The sequence below is a fragment of the Lacrimispora sanguinis genome (genome assembly GCF_044987295.1).
GTDB classification, from domain to species: domain Bacteria; phylum Bacillota; class Clostridia; order Lachnospirales; family Lachnospiraceae; genus Lacrimispora; species Lacrimispora celerecrescens_B.
The window spans coordinates 1626061-1649687 of record NZ_CP173277.1 but is presented as its reverse complement, the minus strand read 5'-3'; the positions used below and the strand labels follow the sequence as shown (position 1 = coordinate 1649687).

At 44.9% G+C, this 23627-nt stretch carries 21 protein-coding genes; 17 read left to right on the top strand and 4 right to left on the bottom strand.

Annotated features, from left to right (window positions below; genetic code table 11):
• Positions 1 to 7 precede the first annotated feature (7 nt).
• The 8 genes from ACHZES_RS07715 to ACHZES_RS07680 all read left to right on the top strand — a co-directional run bounded on the left by ACHZES_RS07715 (position 8) and on the right by ACHZES_RS07680 (position 8475).
• Positions 8 to 1219, top strand: coding sequence for an ABC transporter permease (locus ACHZES_RS07715; protein WP_395548365.1), 1212 nt, complete (start codon positions 8 to 10; stop codon positions 1217 to 1219).
• A gap of 189 nt (positions 1220 to 1408) precedes the next feature.
• Complete coding sequence (locus tag ACHZES_RS07710) at positions 1409 to 1837, top strand: hypothetical protein (RefSeq protein ID WP_395548366.1); 429 nt, start codon at positions 1409 to 1411, stop codon at positions 1835 to 1837.
• Positions 1834 to 2781 (top strand): hypothetical protein, encoded by a 948-nt coding sequence (locus ACHZES_RS07705; protein ID WP_038278957.1) that lies wholly within the window; start codon positions 1834 to 1836, stop codon positions 2779 to 2781. The genes ACHZES_RS07710 and ACHZES_RS07705 overlap by 4 nt, the downstream gene beginning before the upstream one ends.
• A 98-nt stretch (positions 2782 to 2879) precedes the next feature.
• Positions 2880 to 3752, top strand: a complete 873-nt coding sequence (cdaA, locus tag ACHZES_RS07700; protein ID WP_038279330.1) for a diadenylate cyclase CdaA — start codon at positions 2880 to 2882, stop codon at positions 3750 to 3752.
• On the top strand, positions 3730 to 5034 hold the full coding sequence (locus ACHZES_RS07695; protein WP_395548367.1) for a YbbR-like domain-containing protein: 1305 nt from the start codon (positions 3730 to 3732) through the stop codon (positions 5032 to 5034). Before cdaA ends, ACHZES_RS07695 begins: the two co-directional genes overlap by 23 nt.
• Positions 5035 to 5069: 35 nt before the next feature.
• Entirely contained in the window at positions 5070 to 5333 is a 264-nt protein-coding gene (locus tag ACHZES_RS07690; RefSeq protein WP_038278952.1) for an HPr family phosphocarrier protein, read from the top strand.
• A 33-nt stretch (positions 5334 to 5366) separates the two neighbouring features.
• Positions 5367 to 7082: a phosphoenolpyruvate--protein phosphotransferase gene (ptsP, locus tag ACHZES_RS07685; RefSeq protein WP_395548368.1), complete on the top strand. Its 1716-nt coding sequence runs from the start codon at positions 5367 to 5369 to the stop codon at positions 7080 to 7082.
• Positions 7083 to 7182: 100 nt separating this feature from the next.
• The gene (locus ACHZES_RS07680) at positions 7183 to 8475 is read left to right on the top strand and encodes an O-antigen polymerase (RefSeq protein WP_395548369.1); all 1293 of its coding nucleotides are present in this window, start codon (positions 7183 to 7185) and stop codon (positions 8473 to 8475) included.
• A 59-nt stretch (positions 8476 to 8534) separates the two neighbouring features.
• On the opposite strand, the gene ACHZES_RS07675 is transcribed toward ACHZES_RS07680, so the two are convergent.
• Positions 8535 to 9512: a DUF4349 domain-containing protein gene (locus ACHZES_RS07675; RefSeq protein ID WP_395548371.1), complete on the bottom strand. Its 978-nt coding sequence runs from the start codon at positions 9510 to 9512 to the stop codon at positions 8535 to 8537.
• 104 nt (positions 9513 to 9616) lie between these two features.
• Complete coding sequence (locus ACHZES_RS07670; protein ID WP_154521693.1) at positions 9617 to 10468, bottom strand: AraC family transcriptional regulator; 852 nt, start codon at positions 10466 to 10468, stop codon at positions 9617 to 9619.
• 144 nt (positions 10469 to 10612) lie between these two features.
• Between ACHZES_RS07670 and ACHZES_RS07665 the strand changes: the two genes are divergently transcribed.
• The 9 genes from ACHZES_RS07665 to ACHZES_RS07625 all read left to right on the top strand — a co-directional run bounded on the left by ACHZES_RS07665 (position 10613) and on the right by ACHZES_RS07625 (position 21945).
• Entirely contained in the window at positions 10613 to 11635 is a 1023-nt protein-coding gene (locus ACHZES_RS07665) for a D-alanine--D-alanine ligase (RefSeq protein WP_395548372.1), read from the top strand.
• Positions 11632 to 12492 carry a diaminopimelate epimerase gene (dapF, locus tag ACHZES_RS07660; RefSeq protein WP_038278935.1) on the top strand — a complete coding sequence of 287 codons (861 nt, stop codon included), beginning with the start codon at positions 11632 to 11634 and terminating at the stop codon, positions 12490 to 12492. Before ACHZES_RS07665 ends, dapF begins: the two co-directional genes overlap by 4 nt.
• Positions 12493 to 12654: 162 nt before the next feature.
• Positions 12655 to 15672: an EAL domain-containing protein gene (locus ACHZES_RS07655; protein WP_395548373.1), complete on the top strand. Its 3018-nt coding sequence runs from the start codon at positions 12655 to 12657 to the stop codon at positions 15670 to 15672.
• Positions 15673 to 15736: 64 nt separating this feature from the next.
• On the top strand, positions 15737 to 16942 hold the full coding sequence (locus ACHZES_RS07650) for a pyridoxal phosphate-dependent aminotransferase (RefSeq protein WP_395548374.1): 1206 nt from the start codon (positions 15737 to 15739) through the stop codon (positions 16940 to 16942).
• Positions 16942 to 17994 carry a histidinol-phosphate transaminase gene (gene hisC, locus ACHZES_RS07645; RefSeq protein ID WP_395548375.1) on the top strand — a complete coding sequence of 351 codons (1053 nt, stop codon included), beginning with the start codon at positions 16942 to 16944 and terminating at the stop codon, positions 17992 to 17994. The genes ACHZES_RS07650 and hisC overlap by 1 nt, the downstream gene beginning before the upstream one ends.
• A gap of 57 nt (positions 17995 to 18051) precedes the next feature.
• Positions 18052 to 19179: a sporulation integral membrane protein YtvI gene (gene ytvI / locus ACHZES_RS07640; protein ID WP_038278927.1), complete on the top strand. Its 1128-nt coding sequence runs from the start codon at positions 18052 to 18054 to the stop codon at positions 19177 to 19179.
• A gap of 55 nt (positions 19180 to 19234) precedes the next feature.
• A complete protein-coding gene (locus ACHZES_RS07635; protein WP_404820388.1) occupies positions 19235 to 20185 on the top strand; it encodes a GH25 family lysozyme in 951 nt (316 codons plus the stop codon).
• Between the two features lie 21 nt (positions 20186 to 20206).
• The gene (locus ACHZES_RS07630; RefSeq protein WP_038278922.1) at positions 20207 to 21577 is read left to right on the top strand and encodes an MATE family efflux transporter; all 1371 of its coding nucleotides are present in this window, start codon (positions 20207 to 20209) and stop codon (positions 21575 to 21577) included.
• Positions 21578 to 21594: 17 nt separating this feature from the next.
• A complete protein-coding gene (locus ACHZES_RS07625) occupies positions 21595 to 21945 on the top strand; it encodes a NifB/NifX family molybdenum-iron cluster-binding protein (protein WP_154521678.1) in 351 nt (116 codons plus the stop codon).
• A 70-nt stretch (positions 21946 to 22015) separates the two neighbouring features.
• Here the strand turns inward: ACHZES_RS07625 and ACHZES_RS07620 are convergent, their stop codons facing one another.
• Complete coding sequence (locus ACHZES_RS07620; RefSeq protein ID WP_395548377.1) at positions 22016 to 22801, bottom strand: ABC transporter permease; 786 nt, start codon at positions 22799 to 22801, stop codon at positions 22016 to 22018.
• A 13-nt stretch (positions 22802 to 22814) separates the two neighbouring features.
• Positions 22815 to 23618, bottom strand: a complete 804-nt coding sequence (locus ACHZES_RS07615) for an ABC transporter permease (protein ID WP_154521675.1) — start codon at positions 23616 to 23618, stop codon at positions 22815 to 22817.
• Positions 23619 to 23627 lie beyond the last annotated feature (9 nt).

Below are 23627 nucleotides of genomic sequence, written 5' to 3'. Positions count from 1 at the left end.
GAACATCATGCTGCTGGAAAATATGAGTATGGCAATTCATGCCATTAAGGCTAACAAGATGCGGTCCTTTCTGACCATGCTTGGAATCATTATAGGCATTGGGTCTGTCATTGCCATCGTGTCCATTGGTGATACCATGCGGTTTATGGTATCTGATATCTATAAGAATGCGGGAGTAACCCTGGCCTATGTCTACGTCTGGCCAAAGGACGGCGGGGATATGAGGGAAAGCGACTATTTTACTCTTGATGAAATGGATCGTCTGAAAGAAGTGTTCGGAGACGAGATCAGTTACATTGACAGCAATGCCAGTACGAATGCAGAAGCCGTTTTTGGCCGCAATAAGGTCAAGTATCAGTTTGAAGGGATTTTTTCCAATTATCATGAAGTCCAGAAGATCAACATTATCTATGGCCGTAATTTAAACGAAGCCGATATAAAAGGAAGAAAGAACAACGTTGTACTGGAGGCAAAAGGGGCAAAGGAGCTCTTTGGCACGGAAAACGCAGTAGGAAAGACATTCCGTACCACCATTTATGGCACTACAGACGATTACAATGTAGTTGGAATCTACAAGGAGGACTTAAATCCTTTTGAGGCTATGATGGCGGGGACCAACGCTACCAGGTCCGGATATGTACCGGATTCCTTATTAACCTGGCCCAATGATAACATTTACGGTCTGCGCCTCTATGCAAAAGAGGGAACGGATATGAATGCATTTTCTGATACGTTTACTTCTTATTTGGCAAAGACGAAGAACCGGAACAAGGAAGATGTTACCTTCTATTCTGTGTCCAGTGAAATGGGAAGTGCGGACACCATAATGGGCGGCTTATCTGCTGCTGTGGGTGGAATCGCGGCTATTTCCCTTTTGGTAGGAGGGATCGGAATCATGAACATCATGCTGGTATCCGTCACGGAACGGACCCGTGAAATAGGAATCCGTAAGGCTTTAGGTGCTAAAACAAGGGATGTCCTGATCCAGTTTTTGACGGAATCCGCCATCCTGTCCGCTCTGGGAGGGATCCTGGGTGTAGCGGTCGGCGGCGGGCTTGTGCTTTTAGGAGGAACGCTGTTTCACATGAAGGTGGTCATAAAGCCGTCGGTCATACTGGTAGCAGTGGGATTTTCGGCTTTGGTAGGCTTGTTTTTTGGTATTTATCCTGCTTCCAAGGCGGCAAAGGCAGATCCTATTGACGCCCTGAGGTATGAATGAAAGAGCGCAGCAGATCAGCTGCGCTCTTTCATTCATAGCAGCTGTGCCCTGCATATTTCCGGCTCTGCCGGAATAATCCATGAAATAACAGGGATGATATAAAAAAATAAAAATTCCGTAAACGGCTCGCAAAGTAAAAGGTTCTATGATATAATAGGGTGATATCTTATGGTTTAGTGAGGGAACTATATGCTTAGTGAAGAGAAAATAAAGATCATGACTAGCCTTGCAATGTTTGAAAAACACGAAGGAAAAAGGATATTTTCCATCAACCGGTACTTTAAAAGTGATTACATCAGCAGTAAGTTGTTCCGTTCTTTTTTCAGCTATACCCTGAGTTTTGTTTTATGTCTGGTTTTATGGGAATTATATGATATGGGACAGTGGCTCAATAACATGGAGCTGAAGGGCCTTACGGCAGCCGGGATGCGAATTGGACTGATTTATCTCATAGGACTGATCATTTATTTGGGAATCAGTGTTGTTGTATATATGAAGCGATATGAATATGCCAGCCGTGGTACAAAGGTATATTTGGCGAAATTAAAAAGGCTGGACAAGCGATATGAGGGAAATACCAGACCTTTAAAAAGACCAAAGGGAGGACGGACATCATGATGGGCCTTCTTGTATTTAAAGAACGATTGAAAGAGTTTTATGCCAGGTTTGAGATTTATATAACACCTGTGATCAAGTTTCTATTCAGTCTCCTGGCATTTTCTCTGATGAATAAGAATATTGGCTTTATGACAAAGCTGACGGAACCATACATTCCGCTGGTACTGGCTCTGGTATGCTCTTTTTTGCCCTATGGAGCCATTTCCTTTCTGGCGGCAGGCTTTATGCTTGCCCATCTGTCGGGAATTTCCCTTGAGATCACACTGGTCATGGCTGTTTTTATTGTGGTGGTAGGACTTCTTTATTATGGATTCCAGCCGGGTGACAGTTATCTGCTGGTGCTGACCCCTGTATTTTTCCTTTTAAAGATCCCTTATGCGATCCCTTTGATCGTAGGGCTTTCCGGGAGTGTTATATCTGTGATACCGGTAAGCTGCGGTGTATTTATTTATTATACGCTTTTATATGTAAAGCAAAATGCAGGAGTGCTGACCAACGATATGTCGGTGGATCAGGTAGTTAAATTCATGCAGCTCATGAAGGTCCTGCTGTCTAATAAACTGATGCTTGTGATGGTAACAGCATTTGCCCTTTCTCTTGTAGTGGTGGCGGTTACCCGGAGCTTATCCATGGATTATTCCTGGATCATTGCCATTGTAGCAGGTTCCATTGCACAGCTGAGCGTGATTTTTGTCGGAGATATTGTTGCAGATGTATCAGTATCGGTAATCCGGCTCCTGGTAGGTATCCTTTTTTCCATCGTAATTGCAGGAATTTATACATTTTTTGTCTTTGCAGTGGATTATTCCAGGACAGAATACGTACAATTTGAAGATGATGATTATTATTACTACGTCAAGGCAGTTCCAAAGCTGACAGTCAGCGCGCCTGATGTGAAAGTTCAGAAAATTAATGCCAGAAAGCTCCAAAGACCGCAGAGATAGGAAGTGCCATACGGGCATACCTTTACAACCGGTAAAGCGGGTGGGCTCTGCCCAAAAAGCATGGGCAGTAATTAGGAAAGTAAAGGGAGGTGGAGACAATAACAGATTTTTTAGACGGAATGTACTCCTGGGTATCGTTCCTTCCCAGAATATCGAAAACAAACTTAGTTGAAATTATTATTATAGCCGTTCTGCTGTATGAGCTGCTGACCTGGATCATGAATACAAGAGCATGGACATTATTAAAGGGAATTATTGTGATCCTTCTTTTCTATCTCTTTGCATATGTATTCCGGCTGGATAATATTTTTTGGATCCTTAATAAAATTGCTACTCCGGCAGTTACCATGGCGATCGTGATCTTTCAGCCTGAACTTCGGAAGGCTCTGGAGCAGTTGGGAAGTAAGAATCCCTTTACGGGAATTCTCACCTTTGATGACGGAAGGGATACTTCCGGCTTTACGGATAAAACCATCAACGAGGTGGTAAAGGCTACTTTTGAGATGGCAAAGGTCAAGACCGGAGCGCTCATGGTAATCGAAAGAGGAGATTCTTTAAAAGAGATCGAACGTACTGGAATAGAAGTGGGAGGAGTTGTAAGCAGCCAGCTTATTATCAACATCTTCGAGCATAATACACCGCTTCACGACGGAGCGGTGGTGATTCGGGGAAACCGTGTGGCGGCAGCTACCTGCTACCTGCCCCTGTCCGATAATATGAGCATCAGCAAGGATCTGGGTACAAGACACAGAGCCGCAGTCGGCGTCAGTGAAGTAAGCGACAGCATTACTATTGTGGTATCGGAAGAAACCGGACGTGTGACGGTGGCCCTGGAGGGCGGCCTTAGGAAGATTACGGATGCAGATATGCTCCGGTCAGTCCTTGCAGGCGTGAAACAGGCGGAAGAGGAAGGAAGCAGATTCAGGATTTTGAAGGGAAGGCGTAAGAATGAAGGAAAAGCTGTTAAATAATCTTGGACTGAAAGTTGCGTCTCTGGTCCTTGCCTTTGCAGTATGGATGGCTGTTGTCAACATTTCCAATCCCATTATTGACGATTCCCAGGTAGTTGGAGTCGAGATGCGCAATGAGGACGTGCTGGATGCTGCCAATTTAACCTATGAAATTGTGGGAAAGGATTCGATAACAGTCAGCTATCAGGTGAGAACAAGAGACCGTTCCCTGGTGAGGGCTCAGGACTTTCATGCCTATGCGGATTTAAAAGATTATAACGTGACCGGGGCCATTCCGATCACGGTGGAGATTAATAAAGATAAGGAAAATCTGGTCAGGAGCGACACCATTACGGCTAAGCCGATGGTGATCCGGATCAGAACAGAAGAGCTTCAGCGCAAGAAGTTTGATCTTCAGATTCAGACCAAAGGAATCCAGGAAGATGGGTATGCCCTGGGAATGATCACCCTGTCACCGGATTATGTGACAGTGGAAGGCCCTGAATCTCAGATTGGCCAGATCAACCATATGGGTATCGAGATCGATGTGGATAATGCAAATGCGGATTTAAATGGAGTAGCTACTCCGGTCTTTTACGATGCCAACGGCAACAAAATGCCGGAACTGGAAAATAAGGTGACTGTTAACAGGCACGAGATCGAATATACGGTTTCCGTGCTAAAAGCAAAGAATCTTACAATCAACTTCGAGGTTTCAGGAGATGTGGCAAAGGGATACCGGTATACGGGATTGGAATCCAGTATCAAATCCGTGCCGGTGGTAGGTACGAATTCCGTTCTTGCCTCTTTGACCAGTTTATCTGTTTCTTCTGATAAGTTAAATATTGACGGCGCTACCTCTGATAAGGAGGTTAAACTGGATTTGAGCCAGTATCTGCCGCCAAGCACCTCTATTGCAGGGGATGAATATAAGAATGTAACCGTGAAGCTGAAGGTAGAGCCATTGACTACCAGAGTATTCACTTTGAAACTGAAGAATCTGGATAAGAAGGGTGTAGTAGCTGATTACGATTACAGTTTTGATAAAGAAACTTCTGATGTTACGGTAAAAGGGCTCAAGGCAGATTTAGATGCCTTGACAGAAGCGAACTTGAATGCAGTTCTTGATGTAACGGACCAGGAGGCTGGCCCTCATCCGGGAATGGTAACATTTGAGGTTTCAGGAGGATTTGAAGTGGTTGGTTATACGCCTTTCAATGTGACGGTAGCCCATAAAAATCCTGGCCCCGGAACGGATGAAAGCACCACAGCCACTTCTACAGAAGTGCCTGAGTCGCAATAGGAAGTTTGATGATGGAATGGAGGGAGTAATTCAGTATGGTTAGTGCTAAAGTTGTTATAAAGAATCCTACCGGCCTGCACCTAAGGCCGGCAGGGATTCTTTGTAAGGAAGCCATGAACTTTAATTCTTCGGTGAGTTTTAAATTTAAGAACACCACCGCCAATGCGAAAAGCGTGCTTAGCGTATTGGGTGCCTGTGTAAAAAGCGGGGATGAGATAACTTTTGTCTGTGAGGGAGCAGATGAGGAGGAAGCTCTGGCGACCATGGTCAAGGCCGTTGAAGAGGGTCTTGGCGAATAGATTAAGATTCAGTAATTAATAAGGAGGCTAATTATGTTTAAAGGAACAAGTGCATCTGCGGGAATCGGTATTGGGAAGGCCGTTAACGTAGAAGAAGCAGAGCTTAAGATCAAGAGAGAGGCAATAACGGATCCGGAAGCTGAAAAGGCCCGCTTTCAGGGGGCGGTAAAGCAGGCCATGGAAGAGACCGGCATTCTGGCCCAGGATCTGGCAACAAAAGTAGGAGAAAAGGAAGCGGAGATTTTAAATGGTCATTTATTGCTCCTTTCCGATCCAATGCTGACTGGTGAGATCGAGAATTCCATAACAGGGGAGAATGTTAACAGCGAATATGCGGTTGAAAAAGTATGCAATACTTACGCCGATATGTTTGCATCTATGGGAGACGAGCTCATGCAGCAGAGAGCAACGGATATGCACGACATCAAAACCCGCGTGCAGAAGATACTTATGGGGGTAAGCTCCGTGGATATTTCCGCTCTGCCGGAAGGAAGTGTGATCGTTGCCAGAGATCTTACACCATCCATGACAGCTGGAATCGATCCGAATAAGGTAGTTGGTATTGTCACAGAACTGGGAGGAAAGACATCTCACAGCGCGATTCTTGCCAGAGCCTTAGAAATTCCTGCAGTGGTTGCCATTGAGGGATTTTTAAGTCAGGTATCTGATGGGGATGATGTGATCCTGGATGGCTCTCAGGGGGTTGTCATCATAAATCCGGAAGATTCGTTAAAAGCGGAGTACGCTGAAAAAAGAGAAGTCTTTCTAAAGGAAAAGAAGGAACTGGAGCAATACATCGGAAAGCCTACCGTGACAAAGGATGGCACGGTTATTGAATTGGTAGCCAATATCGGAAAGCCGGAGGATGTGGAAAAGGTTCTTCATTATGACGGGGAAGGGATCGGATTGTTCCGTACGGAATTTTTGTTTATGGACCGTACGTCAATGCCTACAGAAGATGAGCAGTTTGAAGCTTACCGGAAGGTTGCGGTAGCCATGAACGGCAAGCCTGTGATTATTCGGACTCTGGATATTGGAGGAGATAAGGAAATCCCGTATATGGGTCTTGAAAAGGATGAAAATCCATTTTTGGGATACAGAGCGATCCGTTTTTGTCTGGACCGGAAGGAAGATGTATACAAACCTCAGCTGCGGGCCCTTTTAAGAGCCAGCGCCTTCGGCAACATCCGCATCATGGTTCCCATGGTGACCTGCCTGGAAGAATTCAGAGAAGCAAAGGCACTTGTTGAAGAGCTTAAGAAAGAATTAGATGAAAAGGGAATTGCCTATAAAAAGGATATTCAAGTGGGAATCATGGTTGAGACGGCTGCGGCTTCTTTGATGGCGGATGTGTTTGCAAAAGAAGTTGATTTCTTCAGCATCGGAACCAATGATCTGACTCAGTACACCATGTCTGTGGACAGGGGAAATGATAAGGTATCATACTTATATTCTCCATTGAATCCAGCAGTTTTAAGAAGCATCCGCCATGTCATTGAATGCGGGCGCAAAGAAGGGATTATGGTCGGAATGTGTGGGGAGGCTGCCAGCGATCCCATGATCATCCCCTTGCTTCTGGCATTTGGCTTAAATGAGTTCAGCATGAGTGCGTCGGCGATCTTAAACGCCAGAAAGCTGATCACCGGCTACAGCACAAAAGAGCTGCAGGCCGTGGCGGAAAAGGCAATGTCCTATTCCACCGTTAAAGAGGTAGAAGATTATATGAGAGAGTTCATTAGCCATAGCTAATGGACGACAAAAGGGGGAAGTGCGGCTGTCGCCAGGGCGGCGGCTGCCTTTTTCCATATAAGACGGCGTTTCTATTATTTGCAAAAGGGGATATTTTGTGATGAGTGTTTATCTGATCAGCTATGGAGCGTCTTATTTATTTGCAAGAGCAGGTTTTTACTGGCTGTCCGGTATTATTTTAATGCTGGCAGCTCTTTTCCTGTATTGGCGGGATTACCGCCGGACCGAGAATATCATTCATTTAAGGGGATTGTTTTCCCTGTTCTGGGTAGGAGGGGAAGGCATCGCCTGTTTAAAGCTTTCAGAGCTTTCTTTTGACTGGAATATTATTACGTGGCTCTGCTTTCTGGTAGCATTCCTGGGATTTTGGGTCACCTTTGAGTTTTTTGCAAAGCTGCAGGGAGAATCAGGAGGGCAGCGTTCCAGCTGGTTCAGTTTTAAAGGCTATGAAAGGCCTCTGTTTTTATCCATGTTTTTTGTCACCTTTGTTTCCCTTGCCGGTTTTATCATTGAGGCGGCAGTGCTTGGGTTTATCCCCGTTTTTGTGAAAGGAGTGCCCCATGCTTACTCTACGTTCCACATAACAGGAATTCACTATTTCACCGTATCCTGTGTGCTGGTGCCTGCGTTGTCGGTTCTTTATTTTTGCATAGAACAGGGGAGAAATGGTTTAAGGCTGATTTTGGTCATACTTATGGATGTCATTGCATGTTTGATTCCGATTTTATGTGTATCCCGGTTCCAGCTGATCCTTTCTGTGGGATTAGCGGTTCTCACCTATATAGCTATGGAACATAGACTGAAGATCGTGTATGGGGCAGGCCTGATGATCGGAATGATCCCCATTTATGTGATCCTCACCATTGCAAGAGGCCATGATGTCTCCTACTTAAACGGCATATTTCAGATGAAAAACAGCCAGATGCCCATATTTATCACTCAGCCTTATATGTACATTGCAAACAACTACGACAATTTTAACTGCCTGGTAGAGTGGCTTCCATCCCATACCTTTGGACTTCGGATGCTCTTTCCATTATGGGCGCTTACAGGGCTTAAATTCCTGGTCCCGGCCCTTGTGGATTTTCCCATCTATGTGACGAAAGAGGAATTGACTACAGTTACCTTGTTTTATGATTCTTTTTATGATTTCGGCATTGTGGGCGTCCTGATTTTTGGCTGTATTCTTGGCGGAGTTGCGTTTTTCCTGATGCGGATGGCAAAGCGTATCCGCAATCCCATCGGCTATTTGTTCTATGCCCAATTTGCCATGTATATGATCCTTTCTTTTTTTACAACTTGGTTCAGCAATCCCTCCACCTGGTTTTATTTTGGAATGACAGGGATTTTATTTGTATTCTGTTCGTGGAAGAACAATGGAAGACATGGTTGACAACTGAAAAAAGCTCCTGGAAAAAATCCGGGAGCTTTTTTATATGGTAAGATTTAAAGTCAAACTTTGGGTGTGTCGGAAGGTTCTTTCTCCTCCTTGGTAAGAGCGACGGCAGGGAGTTTTTTCTTTTTACGCCGGCGGAAGAAGATAATGGCAGACGCAATGGCTGCAATTGGGAACCAGAATGGGATAGTAGCAAGGATAGCGATCGTAAGGTTTAATACGACGTCCTTAAAAAGCTTAAGATTGCTTGTAAATCCATTACTTATGCGGGTTCCGGCTGTTTCCGGGGCAGTGGGAGTAAATATGGTGACTTCCCTGATGTTGAGGGAAACCGTGCTGTAATCCACCTGATTGTCGTAAAGCTTAAGCTGGGATTCCATGGACTCCAGCTGATACCGTATCTCGGAAAGACGCTGCTGAAGGGTGATGACCGTATCAATTGATTCGGCTTTTTCAAGGAATTCCCATAGCTTTTCCTGCTCTATTTCCAGAGACTTCTTTCTGCTTTCCAAATCACTGTACTGCAGCGTAACATCCTGGGTGGATTCGGATTTATTCGTGACATTTCCGTTTTTTTCTACTGTTTCAACAAAACTGTCAATTTGATTTACAGGAATCCGGACGGTCATATTGGCAAATCTGGGATCCGGATTTCCAATGCTGTCCTTTCGGCTGCCTGATATATCGGATTGTTCTACATATCCGCCAAGCTGTGTGACTTTTGACTGCAGGTTTGAGAGCAGTGTTTCAAACTCATTTGTTTCCACGTTGATGGATATGTTCCGTATAAGCTTTCTTCCGGCCGGAAGCATCGGGCTGCCCCCAGTTTCACTTGCCAGTGATGTCACCGACTTTTCTCCCGCTCCATTTTCATATTGGCTGTCTGCGCTAACCGAATCATTCATCTCTGCAGGCATGGCAACTCCATAATCCGGTGCAGCGTACTGGGCCGTTGTTGCGGACTTGCCTGAGCATGCGCTTAAGCAGAGAACGAACAGAAGAGACGGAATGAATCCCCATTTTCTTAATCTCATAGAACCCCTCCTTTTATCAGCATATTTCTAAAAATCATGTGATATCCTTAGAATAGCATGACACCTGGACCATTTCAACAAAGGCAGGGGAACTTAAGAAAAACTTATAAATTTCCATGTTCTTTTACGGCTTCTGAAGGTGAAGAGTGAAAATGTTTTTTATAGGCCCTGAAAAACGTTGAGTAGTTTTTAAAGCCGCTGGCAAAACATGCTTCGGTAACTGGCATTCCTGTTTTTAAAAGATCTCTTGCCAATGCCAGACGTTTTTCCGTGATATAATCAAACAGAGTGTAGCCGGTTTCCCCTTTGAATAAGTGCATCAGGTGATAACGGCTGATATAACAGGACTCTGCAATCGTCTCTACGCTTATCTCCTCCGTCAAGTGATTGTTTATATAGTCCATAATACCTAAAATGCGCCGGTCACCGGTGGAAGGGGGCAGGTATTGCACCCGATTGGCCAGAGATGCCCTGTTTAACTGGATCATGAATTCCAGAAAAACCACCTGGCAGTATAAATCCCTGGCATATCCGTCATGGGTACAGGCATATTCCAGGTTCGCCAATGTTCGGTATATGCCGCTCTTTTCCATGGAATGAATCCGCAGGACGTGGGAGTGTAGCTCTTTTGATTTCTGGAAGCAGGTGCTCAAATCATAGCTGTCGGATCGGTAAGCCAGTAAGAAACCGGGGGAAAGATAGACGATGATCCTTTCATAAGGCACCGACGGGTCGATGTCAGGCTTATGAATATCGTTATGGCGGACCAGTATGATGTCATAAGGCTTCAGTTTATAAGCACAACCTTCGATCCGGTAAGTTACGGATCCCCGGATGAATATGATGATTTTATCAAAATCATGATAATGGTATTCAAAATCCTGTTTTTTTGTATCAGTCAGATGAAACAGCCGGAAATCACTGTTTAAATATCCCCGCTTTTCATAGTTATCCATGTCAATCGTATCCTTCCTATGTACTGCCTTTTATAATACAACATAATTTGCAATAAAAAAAGCATTATATTGATGGAAATGATAAATAGTGCTGTATATAATGAATATATAAAATAAATGTTCATGAACAGAAGGAAGACAAGAATGAAAATAGTCGTGTTGGCAGGCGGTTACAGCCCGGAAAGAGAAGTCTCATTATCTTCAGGGGCGATGATCACAAACGCATTCATAAAAAATGGGCATGAGGTTTACTTACTGGATTCTTATCTTGGAGTTGCCGACGGAGAAACTGTCTGCTTTAAAAGCCTTAAAGATGGTACAGAGCTTTCATGGGAAATCGGAAAAAAGGTTCCGGAGCTTGACCGCTTAAGCGAAGGGCGAAAGGGAGAAGGATTTATAGGAAACCGGGTAATTGAAATCTGCAGTAAGGCAGATGTTGTATTTTTGGCATTGCACGGCGGAGCGGGGGAAAATGGGCAGATACAGGCTGTTTTTGATGCCTATGGCATTACTTATACTGGAACCAGTTATGAGGGGTGCCTAAAAGCCATGGATAAGCCTATGGCAAAACTCCTGATGAAAGCTTCAGGCATACCAACACCGGATTGGCGTCTTTATACGAAAGGGGAGCCTTTGGAGCCATTTACTTTTCCCTGTGTGGTAAAGCCATGCGGCTGTGGATCCAGCGTAGGTATTACCATGGTGGATAAAGAGGAACAATGGGAACAGGCCCTTGATTCTGCCTTTGCTTATGAAAACCGGATACTGGCGGAAGTGAAAATTATTGGCAGGGAATTTTCTGTTGGAATCCTGGGAGAAAGGGCACTTCCTCCAATTGAGATCATACCAAAGGCAGGGTTTTATGACTATGAAAATAAGTATCAGGCAGGCATGACAGAGGAAATCTGTCCGGCAAGGCTCACAGAAAAAGAAGAGGAAGCCATGGGCGTTATGGCTTTAAAGGTCCATCACGCTTTGGGACTTGGTCATTACTCCAGGGTGGACTTTCTTATGGAGGAAGATGGAAGTCTTTACTGTCTGGAGGCTAATACGCTGCCGGGAATGACACCTTATAGTCTTCTTCCACAAGAGGCTAAGGCTGCCGGAATTTCATATTATCAATTATGTGAGGATATTGCGAGACACGGGAAAGGAGTTTTATCATGAATATCACGCTGGAGAAATACCATGGACTGGGCAATGACTATCTGATTTTTGATCCCAATAAAAATGAACTGGAGCTGACAGAGGAGAGTGTCCGGCTGATCTGCAACCGGAATTTTGGAGTAGGTTCTGACGGACTTTTAGTAGGTCCGATTCTGGGGCAGGATAAGCTGGAACTTAAGATTTTAAATCCCGATGGAAGTGAAGCGGAATTAAGCGGCAACGGGGTCCGGATCTTTGGGAAATACTTAAAGGATGCCGGATACGTGCAGAAAAACCGTTTTATTGTCAATACACTAAGCGGGCAGCAGACCATCCAGTACTTGAATGAGACCGGGACCAGAATAAAGGTTTCCATGGGAAAATTAAGCTTTTACAGCGATGAAATTCCTGTTACCGGGCCAAGGAGAGAGGTACTCAATGAAACCATGATGTTTGGAAGCATTCCTTACCGGGTCACCTGTGTGACCATTGGCAATCCTCACTGCGTCATCTGGCTGAACGACATATCAAAGGAATTGGCCTGCCGAATCGGAAAGCATTCGGAAACAGCCGATTATTTTCCTGAAAAGATCAATACAGAGCTTTTAAAGGTTGTGGACAGGACCAATATTGAAATTGAAATTTATGAGCGGGGAGCGGGATATACCCTTGCATCAGGAACCAGCGGCTGCGCGGCCGCCGGTGCGGCATACCGCATGGGGCTTACAGATCCTAAGATGTACGTGCACATGCCGGGAGGCGTGCTTGAAGTGGAGATTGAACCGGATGGCGGCGTGCTGATGACAGGGGAAGTCGGTTACGTAGGAAGATTCACCCTTTCTCATGAGATGACAGAGGAGCTGCGCGCTCTCCGGTAATAAATATAAAGATTGGCAAAACGGCACGGCAATCACCGTAAATACAGAGCATGAGGGAACTGCTCTAACGGAGGATTGAAGTGCCGTTCCTGTTTTCACGATGTGTGACTGAATTGGTTGACGGAAATAGACTTTTCATACTATAATATTACAATAATTTATATGGTCGCAGATAATGTGATACAGGAGAGGCGGGGGCTTATGAATCTTATGTCGGCTGAAAATGAAGAAGCCGGTATTTACATAGTTAACCAGGATTACAGAATCATTTATCTCAATAATGCGGCTAAATCATATTATCCGGATTTAAGAGAAGGAATGTATTGTTTTCAGGGGATCGGAAAAGGACTGGACCCCTGTAAAGACTGTCCTGGTACAAGGGGAAAGTCAGGGCATGTGATATTATATAATTCTGCCTCAGAGCTTTGGATGGATGTATCCTCAGCCACAATTGACTGGCCCGGCCACGACGGATGCAAGCTTATTATGTTCCGGCCGGTGGATGAGAAGAATAAGAATCTTTTTTATCATCTGACGGACAACACCGTTTATGATGAACTTTTTGAAGTGAACATTGCAGCAAATTTTTATAGGATCCTGTTTCACCAGAAAGATAAATTCAGGATTCCAAAGATAGAAGGACAGTTGGATTCCATGTGTCTTGAGGTGGCGGATTTCATGATCCACCCGGAAGACAGAGAGAAGTTTTTGGAATTCTGGGATGGGCCTACCTTACTTGAGCGTCTTCATGCAAGCGGAAGGATCATCAGGGGAGAATTCCGCAGGCTGATGGTGGACGGGAATTATTGCTGGATCAGAGTGATTGCCGTTTTGTTCCGGTGCGGGGATTGTGCGGACCCTATTATTATGTGTTATATCCAGGATATCGACAGCAGAAGGAAACAGGAAGAGGAAGAAAAGAAAAAGCTTAAGGAAAAGCGGGAAGAAACAGATTCCATGACAGGGCTTTTCCGTTACGGTCCTTTTTTTGAGAAAGCAGAGCAGCTTTTGAAAAACCAACCCGGCACAAGATATTTTATGGTGGCCATTGACATTGAGCATTTTAAGCTTTTCAATGAATGGTATGGAGAAGAGGAAGGGGACCGCTTCCTGATAAAGATTGGAAAATATTTGAAGTCCTTGGAACTGCTGCATGGTTCCATAGCAGGGTATATGGGTGGTGATGATTTTGTTGTCATCCTTCCGGAAGACATATCCATATTGAAAAGCCTGGAAGGCGAGATCAATTACTATGCCAGACAATATGGCGGAAATGCAGGATTTCTTCCGGCATTTGGGGTCTACCGGATCGAGGACCGCCGCCTTTCGGTCAGTATGATGTATGACAGAGCAGCGATCGCACTGAACTCCGTAAAAGGCAATTATGCCAAGAGAATAGGCTGGTATGATCCTGGCATGAAACAGAAGATGGAAAATGATCAGATCCTTCTCTCAGAAATACAAAGCGCCCTGGAAAAGAAAGAGTTTATTTTTTACGTTCAGCCCCAGTGCAATATGCTTACAGGCAAGATCATCGGTCTGGAATCCCTGGTTAGATGGAAGCATCCCTTACGCGGACTGATTTCTCCAGGAGAGTTCATACCGCTTTTAGAACAGAATGGGTTTATTACTTATTTGGATATTTATATCTGGGAGATGGTATGCAGGCAGTTAAACAGATGGGGCAAGGCCGGGAAAAAACTGATCCCCATTTCTGTTAATATGTCCCGCATGGATATCTATGCCATTGATGTTGTGGAGAAATTCAAGGAACTGGTGGACCGATATGAGATCGATCCAAGATTCTTAGAAATCGAGATAACGGAAAGCGCCTATGCAGAGGATGATGATAAGATGCAAAGGGTACTGGAGGATCTGCGCAGGGCAGGCTTTCCGGTGTTTATGGATGACTTTGGAAGCGGGTACTCCTCTCTTAACATGCTTAAGGATGTCAATGTAGATGTCATTAAGATCGACACCAAATTCCTGGATATGAATGAGAACAGCCAGAGCCGGGGAATGGGGATTTTGGAGACCATTGTGAGGATGGCAAGGGTCATGCAGATGAAGATCATTGCAGAAGGGGTCGAGACAAAGGATCAGGTAGATTTTTTAAGAAATATCGGCTGTATTTACGGGCAGGGATATTATTATTATAAACCGCTTCCGGTAGAAGAGGCGGAGCAGCTCCTGATACGGGAGGATTGCGTAGATTACGGTGGGATTCAGGCCCGCCAGCTGGGGCAGCTGAAACTGGAGGATTTATTTAATGAGAACATCACCAGTGAGGCGATGTTAAATAACATGCTTGGGGCAATCGCCCTGTATGAAGTGTATGAGGACCGGTGCGAGGTTCTCAGAGTAAATCAGGAATATTACCGCATAACAGGGGATAATCCGTCGGATATGGAGGAACGAAGGTGGTTTCTCTTAAACCGAATCTATAAAGATGACAGAGACTGGGTTTTGAATATATTTGAGAACGCATACAGCAACCCGATCCGGGGAGGGGAAGGTATTTTCCGGCAGTACCGTCTAAGCGGGGAACTGATGTGGGTACATATTCGCGTATTCTTTTTAAGGGAGCAGGACGAGCACCGTTTGTACTATGGAGCGGTAAGGGATGCTACGGAGCAGATGGAGCAGCGCCAGCAGCTTGAAGACTCTCAGAAAATGCTGGGAGATGTGCTGAGGCTTTCCGGAAGAGATCTTTCATTTGAGAAGCTGCCCGACCGCCATGCCGCCGTTTCCATGATGGAGGCTTATGTGATGCGGCGCCGCTTCCAGCCTTCTGCCCTGGTTTTATTTGAGATCCAGGGGCCGGAAGGGAAAAGCAAAAAAGGCTTTAAGACAGAGAAACCGTTTTTTGCTCCTTATGTGGAATGCTTAAAGCGTTTTTTCAGGGAAGATGATATCATCTGTTTAAACGGTGTACATGAAGCAATGGTACTGTGCAAAAATATCCGGAGCAGCGATATGGAACAAAAGCTAAAGCGGATTACAAAAGTTTTAACCCAGGAACTTATGGGAAATGAGAAGGAGCCTCTATTTTGGATTAACGCCGCTTTTGCCATGATCGAGGCGCAGGACAAAGATTTTGAAGATTGCTGTGATAAGGCAAGATCGGCTCTGGTACAATCCGGTAAGCGTTCAGATAGAGAAAGTATGAGATTAGAATAGACCGCATCCGGCACTTGTGATACAATGAGGAACATAAAATCATTTCAGGGAAAGGAATAAGATTATGATAGCAGACAAGATGAGACCCCTTGTAGAAAACAATTCCGCCATCCGTGCCATGTTTGAAGAAGGAAAGAAGATGGCTGCCGTATACGGCAGAGAGAATGTCTATGATTTCAGCCTGGGAAATCCCAATGTGCCGGCGCCCCCGGCAGTAAATCAGGCCATTCTTGACATTATCAGGGAAGAAGAAACCACTTTCGTCCATGGATACATGAGCAATGCAGGATTTGAGGATACGAGAGATGCAGTAGCCCAGTCCTTAAACAGGCGGTTTGGAACTCATTTTCGTCTGGAGAATATTCTTATGACCGTTGGTGCGGCCAGCGGCATGAATGTAATATTTAAAACCATATTGGATCCCGGCGATGAAGTGCTGGTGTTTGCACCGTATTTTATGGAATACGGTTCTTATGTCCGGAATTATGACGGCGTGCTTGTGGCAGTGCCCCCGGATACATCCAGTTTTCAGCCTGATTTAAAAGAATTTGAAAAGCGTATCACTCCCAAGACAAAGGCAGTGATCATCAATACCCCTAATAATCCAACGGGCGTGGTTTATTCTGCGGAGACTCTCCGGGAGATTGCAGGAATCCTTAAGAAAAAGGAAGCAGAGCTTGGTACCCAGATTGTGCTGATCTCTGATGAACCTTACCGGGAGCTGGCTTATGATGGGGTGGAGGTTCCCTTTGTCACACCGTTTTATCATAATACCATCGTCTGCTATTCTTATAGCAAGTCTTTATCCCTGCCTGGGGAACGGATCGGATATCTGGTAATTCCCGATGAAATGGAAGATTCCTCAAAGGTCATAGCAGCAGCAGCTGTTGCCAACCGGGTGCTGGGCTGTGTCAATGCGCCTTCCCTTATGCAGCGGGTGATCGTCCGCTGCGTGGAGAGCCAAGTAAATTTAAAAGCCTATGACAGGAACAGGGAGCTTCTCTACAACCGTTTAAAGGAATATGGGTTTGACTGCATTAAGCCGGAAGGAGCTTTTTACTTATTTGTAAAATCTCCTGTTGATGATAAGGCATTTTGTCAGTCCTGCAAAGAGCATCGAGTGCTTTTGGTGCCTGGATCTTCCTTTGCGTGTCCGGGCTATGTAAGGATCGCATATTGCGTTTCCTATGAGCAGATTGAACGTTCTCTTCCTGCATTTAAGAAGATAGCAGAAGAGTATGGCCTTACAGAAAAAAGGGAGGAAGCATAATGAAGCCATGGGAAGCCAACATCCGAAGGGTTGCTCCTTATGTACCTGGAGAGCAGCCAAAGGGAGAGAAGTTAATTAAGTTAAATACCAATGAAAACCCCTATCCGCCGTCTCCTGGTGTAAAGCAGGCTTTGGCCCAGATGGATTGCGACTGGTTTCGCAAATATCCGGATCCGGCTGCAACAGTTCTTATTAAGGCCCTTTCAAAAACTTATGGGGTAGAAGAGGACCGGATTTTCGTAGGGGTAGGATCTGATGATGTGATTGCCGTAGCTTTTATGACCTTTTTCAATTCCAGGAAACCAATTTTGTTTCCTGATGTGAGCTATTCCTTTTACAAGGTCTGGGCGGATTTATTCCGGATTCCGTATGAAACACCTGCTCTTGACGATAACTTTTGTATCCGGAAGGAAGATTATTACAGGGAAAATGGGGGAATCATATTCCCGAACCCCAATGCCCCCACCGGTCTTCTTATGCCTCTTTCCGAAGTAGAGGATATCATAGCCCATAACCAGGAGTCAGTGGTGATTCTTGATGAAGCCTATATTGATTTCGGCGGAGAAAGCGGAATAAAACTGACTGAAAAATATGATAATCTCCTGGTTGTGCAGACCTTCAGCAAATCCCGTTCCATGGCTGGAATGAGAATCGGATGTGCTTACGGGCATCCGGATCTGATCCGTGCGTTAAATGATGTGAAATATTCTTATAATTCTTATACCATGAATATTCCTTCCCTGGTTTTGGGAGTAAAAGCACTTGAAGATGATAAATATTTTAAGGAAACCCTGGATAAGATCATATACACAAGGGAACAGGCGAAAATAAGGCTTGGGGAGCTGGGATTTTCGTTCCCGGATTCTATGGCAAACTTCATCTTTGCCTCTCATAAAGAACGCAGGGCAGAAGAGATATACAAAGCTCTCCGGGATAATAATATTTATGTCCGGTATTTTAAACAGCCAAGGCTTGACAATCACTTGCGTATTTCCATAGGAACGGATGAAGAGATGGAGGCGTTATACATCTTTTTAAAAGAATTTCTTTAGATTTTTTTCGTTTGCCAGAAGGACATTTAAAGAGTATCATATAAATGGGTGATTAAAATGGAAAAAGTTAGAAAGTATTGCAGACTGATTCTCAATATTGTTATACCAATTTTGTTTATATACTTAATTTGTGTGTGGGGACCGAGGATTTTAAATTTCTTCCTTCCCTTTGTCATTGGCTGGATTATTGCTGTCATTGCAAATCCTCTGGTGCGCTTCCTGGAGAAACGCCTAAAGATCGTCAGGAAACATAGTTCTGTGCTCATTGTGGTTGCAGTGCTGGCCCTTATTATCACTGTGCTTTATTTCCTGATCTCTAAGCTGGTTTCTGAGGCGGCCGGATTTGCAAGAGATATTCCCAAGTATTATGAATCAGCCTGGATTGAGACCCAGAAGCTGCTTTTGCAGGTGGAAAGGCTTTTGCAGTTTTTGCCTCAGAACATTCAGGATTCCGTAAATCAGTTTTTTACCCATATGGGAGAATATTTAAATGTGATGGTTCAAAAGATCGCTTCTCCTACGGTGACGGTGGCGGGAAATGTAGTAAAGAGCATTCCTGGCGCCCTGGTTTATACCATTGTTACGATTTTTTCCTCCTATCTGTTTATTGTGGATCGGGATAGGATTATGGAAATACTTCGCCGGTATATACCGGAAGGAGGAACCAAATATTACCAGTATCTTAAAGAAGATGCAAAGCGTTTGGTCAGCGGTTATTTTCTTGCCCAGTTTAAAATCATGTTTGTTATTGCCGTGGTACTGGCGGCAGGATTTCTGGTATTGGGAATAAATTATGCGCTGCTTCTTGCAGTTATCATAGCGATTCTTGACTTTCTGCCGATTTTAGGAACCGGTACCATTCTGATTCCATGGGCATTGATCCGCCTTGTTGCCGGTGAGTATGCCTTTGGTGTCGGTCTGCTGATCATCTATGTTCTGACCCTGGTACTAAGGCAGGTCATTCAGCCAAAGATCGTAGGGGATACCATGGGGCTTGACCCCCTCATGACATTGCTGTTTTTATATTTGGGATTTAAGATCAGCGGGATTGCCGGTATGATTTTGGCGGTGCCCATTGGCATGCTGTTTTTAAATCTATATGAATTCGGAGCCTTTGACTCTTTTATTAACAGCGTGAAAACTTTGATCCATGATATAAAAGCGTTCCGAAGGGGATCGGATTAAATCTCCCTGGCGGTATTTCGTATACCTGGAAAGCATGGACAGGAAAGAGGAAATGATGAATAAGAATACAAAACTAAGAATAGCCTTATGTCTAGCGGCCGGCCTTATGACTTTAAAAGCCACGGCTGTGCCAAAGGATGGATTTTCTGCTGAGGCGTGGAAGTTGGAAAACGGACAATATGTGGATGCCTCAGGCATTCCCATCGCAGGCGCGCTGGAAAAAGGAATTACCGTATCAAAGTACCAGAACCGTCAGAATGGATTAACCGGCGGGATCGACTGGAAGAAAGTGGCTCAGGATGGTATTTCTTTTGCCATGGTGCGGATCGGTTATCTTAATGACATGGATCCTTATTATTCTATCAATATGGCAGGCGCAGCGTCAGGCGGGCTTAAGACCGGCGTGTTTTTCTACACGCAGGCTCTTGATACGCAGACTGCGGTAGAGGAAGCTAAGTATGTGCTCCGGATGGTGAAGGATTACCAGATTTCTTATCCGATTGCATATGATGTGGAATCCCAGTACCTTCTTGACAATCATTTGTCAAAGCAGCAAATTACAGATAACATCAATGCATTCTGCAAAACCATTTCAGATGCAGGATACCGGCCGGTGGTTTATGCCAATAACAAATGGCTGACCAATCACATTGATATGAACCAGATCCCATATGATGTCTGGTATGCCAGATACGGCTCCATAAACAACTACAAGAACCGTACCATTTGGCAGTGCACGGACCAGGGAAGAGTGGATGGAATTGATGGAGATGTGACCCTTGAGTTTTCCTTTGCGGATTACAATACCCTGATTCGTTCTGAAGGCTGGAAGAGCATTGACGGAAACCGGTATTATACAAAAAATTATACAAAGCAGACTGGTTGGATCCAGGTGGGAAGCACCTGGTATTTCCTTGATTCCAATGGCATCATGATTCATGATACGACCATGGATATAGACGGAGTTACCTATACCTTTGGCTCTGACGGAGCCATGGTTCAGTGACCGGATTAATGGAGTTTTGACGTGAAGACAGAAAATAATTTAGATACGGATCAAATAAAAGGACTGGTATGGAGACTGGCGATTCCCTCCATGCTGGCACAGTTTGTAAGCGTTTTTTACAGCATTGTAGACCGAATGTACATTGGAAATATCGCCGGAATTGGCGAGATCGCATTGGCAGGAGTAGGAATCTGCGGTCCAATTGTGACCATGATCTCTTCTGTTGCTTTTTTAGTTGGAGTTGGCGGCTCTCCTTTAATGAGTATTCGCATGGGGGAGAAAAACCATCGGGCAGCCAGCCAGATTCTTGCGAACTGTTTTTTACTTTTAACGATTTTATCGGTGGTGATCACCGTCCTTTCCTTTATGGCAAAGGGGAAGCTTTTGATGTGGTTTGGGGCAAGCGAGGCCACTTTCACCTATGCCAATGATTACATTACCATAATCTTACTTGGCACTATTTTTGCTCTATTGTCTACGGGCATGAACCAGTTCATTATTTGTCAGGGCTTTGCAAAAGTCGGGATGAAGTCGGTTCTTTTGGGAGCCATATGCAATATTATTCTGGACCCGGTGTTTATGTTTGTGTTTGGTCTGGGGGTACGGGGAGCAGCGATCGCTACGGTTTTGTCTCAGATGGCTTCCTGCACCTATGTACTCCGGTTTCTGTTTGGAAACAAGCCCCCGATCCGGATCACCTTTGGAAATTACGACTGGCAGGTTATGAAACGGGTTTTGGTTCTGGGTCTTAGCCCTTTTCTTATTATCGCATTTGATAATATTTTGATCATATCCTTAAATATGATGATCCAGCGTTTTGGCGGAGAGGGCCAGGGTGACATGCTTCTTACCTGCATGACCATTGTACAGAGCTTTATGTTAATGGTTACCATGCCTCTAGGGGGAATTACCGGCGGAACCCAGACCATCTTAGGCTATAATTACGGAGCAGGAAGGCCTGACAGGATTAAAAAGGCAAGCCTTCATATTTCTGGTCTGGCACTTGGTTTTACTACTATAATGTTTATCCTTGCTCATACGGTTCCTAAGTATTTTGTACTAATCTTTACGAAGAATGAGGCTTACGTGGAACTGACGGTATGGGCAATTAAGATCTATACCATGGGCATTATACCGTTGGCCCTTCAGTATGCGGTTGTAGACGGATTTGTGGGGATGGGAGTCGCTAAAGTCGCAATTACCCTTTCCATGTTCCGGAAGGTGATATTTTTAGGCGGTGCCGCCTTGATACCGATCTGGTTTGGAATTGATAAGATATTTTATACGGAGCCTGTTTCAGATTTCATCAGCGTAGCTGTGTCGGTGACCGTGACATTTTTGGTATTTGACCGGGTCATTGGAAAGAGCGGGGCGGAAAACAAAGGTTCTTAAGAATGGAGGTCGTATTGATGAAGATTGCAGTAACTTATGACAACGGAGAAATATTCCAGCATTTTGGAAAGACAGAACAGTTTAAGATTTACCAGATAGAAGAGAAAAACATAGCATCCACAGAAGTGGTTAATACGCAAGGAAGCGGACATGGCGCTTTGGCAGAATTCTTAAAAGGATTGGGCGCTGATGCTGTAATTTGCGGAGGAATCGGAGAGGGCGCCAGAACCTCTTTAAGCGAGGCTGGGATCCGGTTATATCCAGGAGTAACCGGTGCTGCTGATTCTGCGGTGGAAGCATTATTGGACGAAAGTTTAGTTTATAACCTGGAAACGTGCTGCAGCCTTCATGGAAAAGACAGTCATTAAACCGCAAAGAAAGAACGCGGAGCAAACGGAATCAGAAGATCCCGCTTGCTCCGCGTTTTTTCATTCCTGCTTAAGAACCGGTCGACTGGTAACGGGACAGTCCGAAATTCCATAAAAGGCCGGCCGGTATCAAGAAGAGGCATGCGGCCAGAGGAAGCAGGCTGTACCATGAATCAGAGGTCTTTCCTGTTAAATATAAAAAGGGATAATACTGAAACAGAGCAAAGGGAACCAGGTAAGTACAGATGGTTAAAAGGGTTTTCCCATAGATGCCGATGGGATATTTTCCATATTCCCTGGCTCCGTCCGTGAATATGTTCATAAATTCCAGGCCCTCCAGGGTAAAAAAACATATGGAGGCAAAAATCAGAAAAATGGCTGCAAACACCGCCACCCCGCCGATGATCATGAGGACAACGGTCATAATGCGGACAGGGGTCCAGATGATGGAGCTGGAATAAATGCCGTAGATAAGCATAACCACAGCCTGTAAAAGCCGGCCGATTCTGGTCAGCTCTATTTTGCTGCAAAGGACAAGAAACAGGCTGCCCCTCGGCCGGAGTAGAATGCGGTCAAATTCTCCGTTACCGATGATGGTTTCAAAGGTGTCCAGGCTTCGGAAGATGGTCTCAGCAATCGTAAAAGCCATCAATGTAATGGAAAAACAGAGCAGAACCTCTCCGTAGGAAAAGCCCTTTACTTCTTTAAAACGGTCCATCATAAAGCGGACTCCAAGAAATATGTTAAAGGATACTAAAAACTGTCCTAAGGTGGTTAAAAGGAAAGAAACCTTATGCTGCATCATGCTTTTTAAGTGTATGAGAAGATATTTTTCGTATAACCGGGTTGAATTCATCGTATCCCTCCTTTCAACCGCCCTGGATCACAACACGTTTTAAGGCATTGCGCTCCATGATCTGCCCGATAACAAGGAACACCGCCAGCCAGAATACCTGTCCCAGCAGGCTCGTGTACATATCATGTCCTTTTAAATCACCGCCGAAAATCCGGAAAGGGACATTCTGGGCCGATGCAAAAGGCAAAAAGTTCACAATTTCCCTGATCCCATCCGGCAGGAATGGAAGAGGTATGATCGCACCGCTTAAGAATTCGGAGAGGGAGGTGACGATCAGTTTGATTCCCTGAGAGGAAATGGTGTAAAAAACGGAGATATATACCACCATGCCAAAGGCTACTACAAAAAGAAGTCCCAGGGTCATAGACAAAAGGGTAAAAAACCAGGTATGGAAGCTTCCTGGAAGTGTGAGCCCGTAAGGAGCCGGCAGCAGCCAGGCAAACACCAGAATGGGCATGCACCGCAGGACTGCTTTGGAAAGGCGGACAGCCAGACCCCTGACAAACCACATATGGTAAAGACGGACGGGACGGCATAATTCATAGGCTACGTTTCCGGTAGTAATGGAATGAAACAGCTCAGACTCCCAGAACCAGGTCATGTAAAGGGCCAGAAAAGCCTGCTGGAGCCATATGTAGGTGGAAAGAGCCTGGAATTCCATGGGGAAGCTTTGCGGAGCAGACTCATAAAAGGCCCGGAATAAAAGAATCTCCATAGTTCCCCATACGAACTGGGTAACCATGCCGGAAAGAGCCGCCGCCCGGTATTGAAGGCCGTGGATAAAGCGGATGCGGAAAAAGGACCAGTATTTTTTCATGCTTTCTTC

Excerpts from the sequence above, each read along its gene's own strand:
- ACHZES_RS07715 (WP_395548365.1), top strand. The coding sequence starts at position 8 with ATGCTGCTGGAAAATATGAGTATGGCAATTCATGCCATTAAGGCTAAC.
- ACHZES_RS07710 (WP_395548366.1), top strand. The coding sequence starts at position 1,409 with ATGCTTAGTGAAGAGAAAATAAAGATCATGACTAGCCTTGCAATGTTT.
- ACHZES_RS07705 (WP_038278957.1), top strand. The coding sequence starts at position 1,834 with ATGATGGGCCTTCTTGTATTTAAAGAACGATTGAAAGAGTTTTATGCC.
- ACHZES_RS07695 (WP_395548367.1), top strand. The coding sequence starts at position 3,730 with ATGAAGGAAAAGCTGTTAAATAATCTTGGACTGAAAGTTGCGTCTCTG.
- ACHZES_RS07690 (WP_038278952.1), top strand. The coding sequence starts at position 5,070 with ATGGTTAGTGCTAAAGTTGTTATAAAGAATCCTACCGGCCTGCACCTA.
- ptsP (WP_395548368.1), top strand. The coding sequence starts at position 5,367 with ATGTTTAAAGGAACAAGTGCATCTGCGGGAATCGGTATTGGGAAGGCC.
- ACHZES_RS07680 (WP_395548369.1), top strand. The coding sequence starts at position 7,183 with ATGAGTGTTTATCTGATCAGCTATGGAGCGTCTTATTTATTTGCAAGA.
- ACHZES_RS07675 (WP_395548371.1), bottom strand. The coding sequence starts at position 9,512 with ATGAGATTAAGAAAATGGGGATTCATTCCGTCTCTTCTGTTCGTTCTC.
- ACHZES_RS07670 (WP_154521693.1), bottom strand. The coding sequence starts at position 10,468 with ATGGATAACTATGAAAAGCGGGGATATTTAAACAGTGATTTCCGGCTG.
- ACHZES_RS07665 (WP_395548372.1), top strand. The coding sequence starts at position 10,613 with ATGAAAATAGTCGTGTTGGCAGGCGGTTACAGCCCGGAAAGAGAAGTC.
- dapF (WP_038278935.1), top strand. The coding sequence starts at position 11,632 with ATGAATATCACGCTGGAGAAATACCATGGACTGGGCAATGACTATCTG.
- ACHZES_RS07655 (WP_395548373.1), top strand. The coding sequence starts at position 12,655 with ATGGTCGCAGATAATGTGATACAGGAGAGGCGGGGGCTTATGAATCTT.
- ACHZES_RS07650 (WP_395548374.1), top strand. The coding sequence starts at position 15,737 with ATGATAGCAGACAAGATGAGACCCCTTGTAGAAAACAATTCCGCCATC.
- hisC (WP_395548375.1), top strand. The coding sequence starts at position 16,942 with ATGAAGCCATGGGAAGCCAACATCCGAAGGGTTGCTCCTTATGTACCT.
- ytvI (WP_038278927.1), top strand. The coding sequence starts at position 18,052 with ATGGAAAAAGTTAGAAAGTATTGCAGACTGATTCTCAATATTGTTATA.
- ACHZES_RS07635 (WP_404820388.1), top strand. The coding sequence starts at position 19,235 with ATGAATAAGAATACAAAACTAAGAATAGCCTTATGTCTAGCGGCCGGC.
- ACHZES_RS07625 (WP_154521678.1), top strand. The coding sequence starts at position 21,595 with ATGAAGATTGCAGTAACTTATGACAACGGAGAAATATTCCAGCATTTT.
- ACHZES_RS07620 (WP_395548377.1), bottom strand. The coding sequence starts at position 22,801 with ATGAATTCAACCCGGTTATACGAAAAATATCTTCTCATACACTTAAAA.
- ACHZES_RS07615 (WP_154521675.1), bottom strand. The coding sequence starts at position 23,618 with ATGAAAAAATACTGGTCCTTTTTCCGCATCCGCTTTATCCACGGCCTT.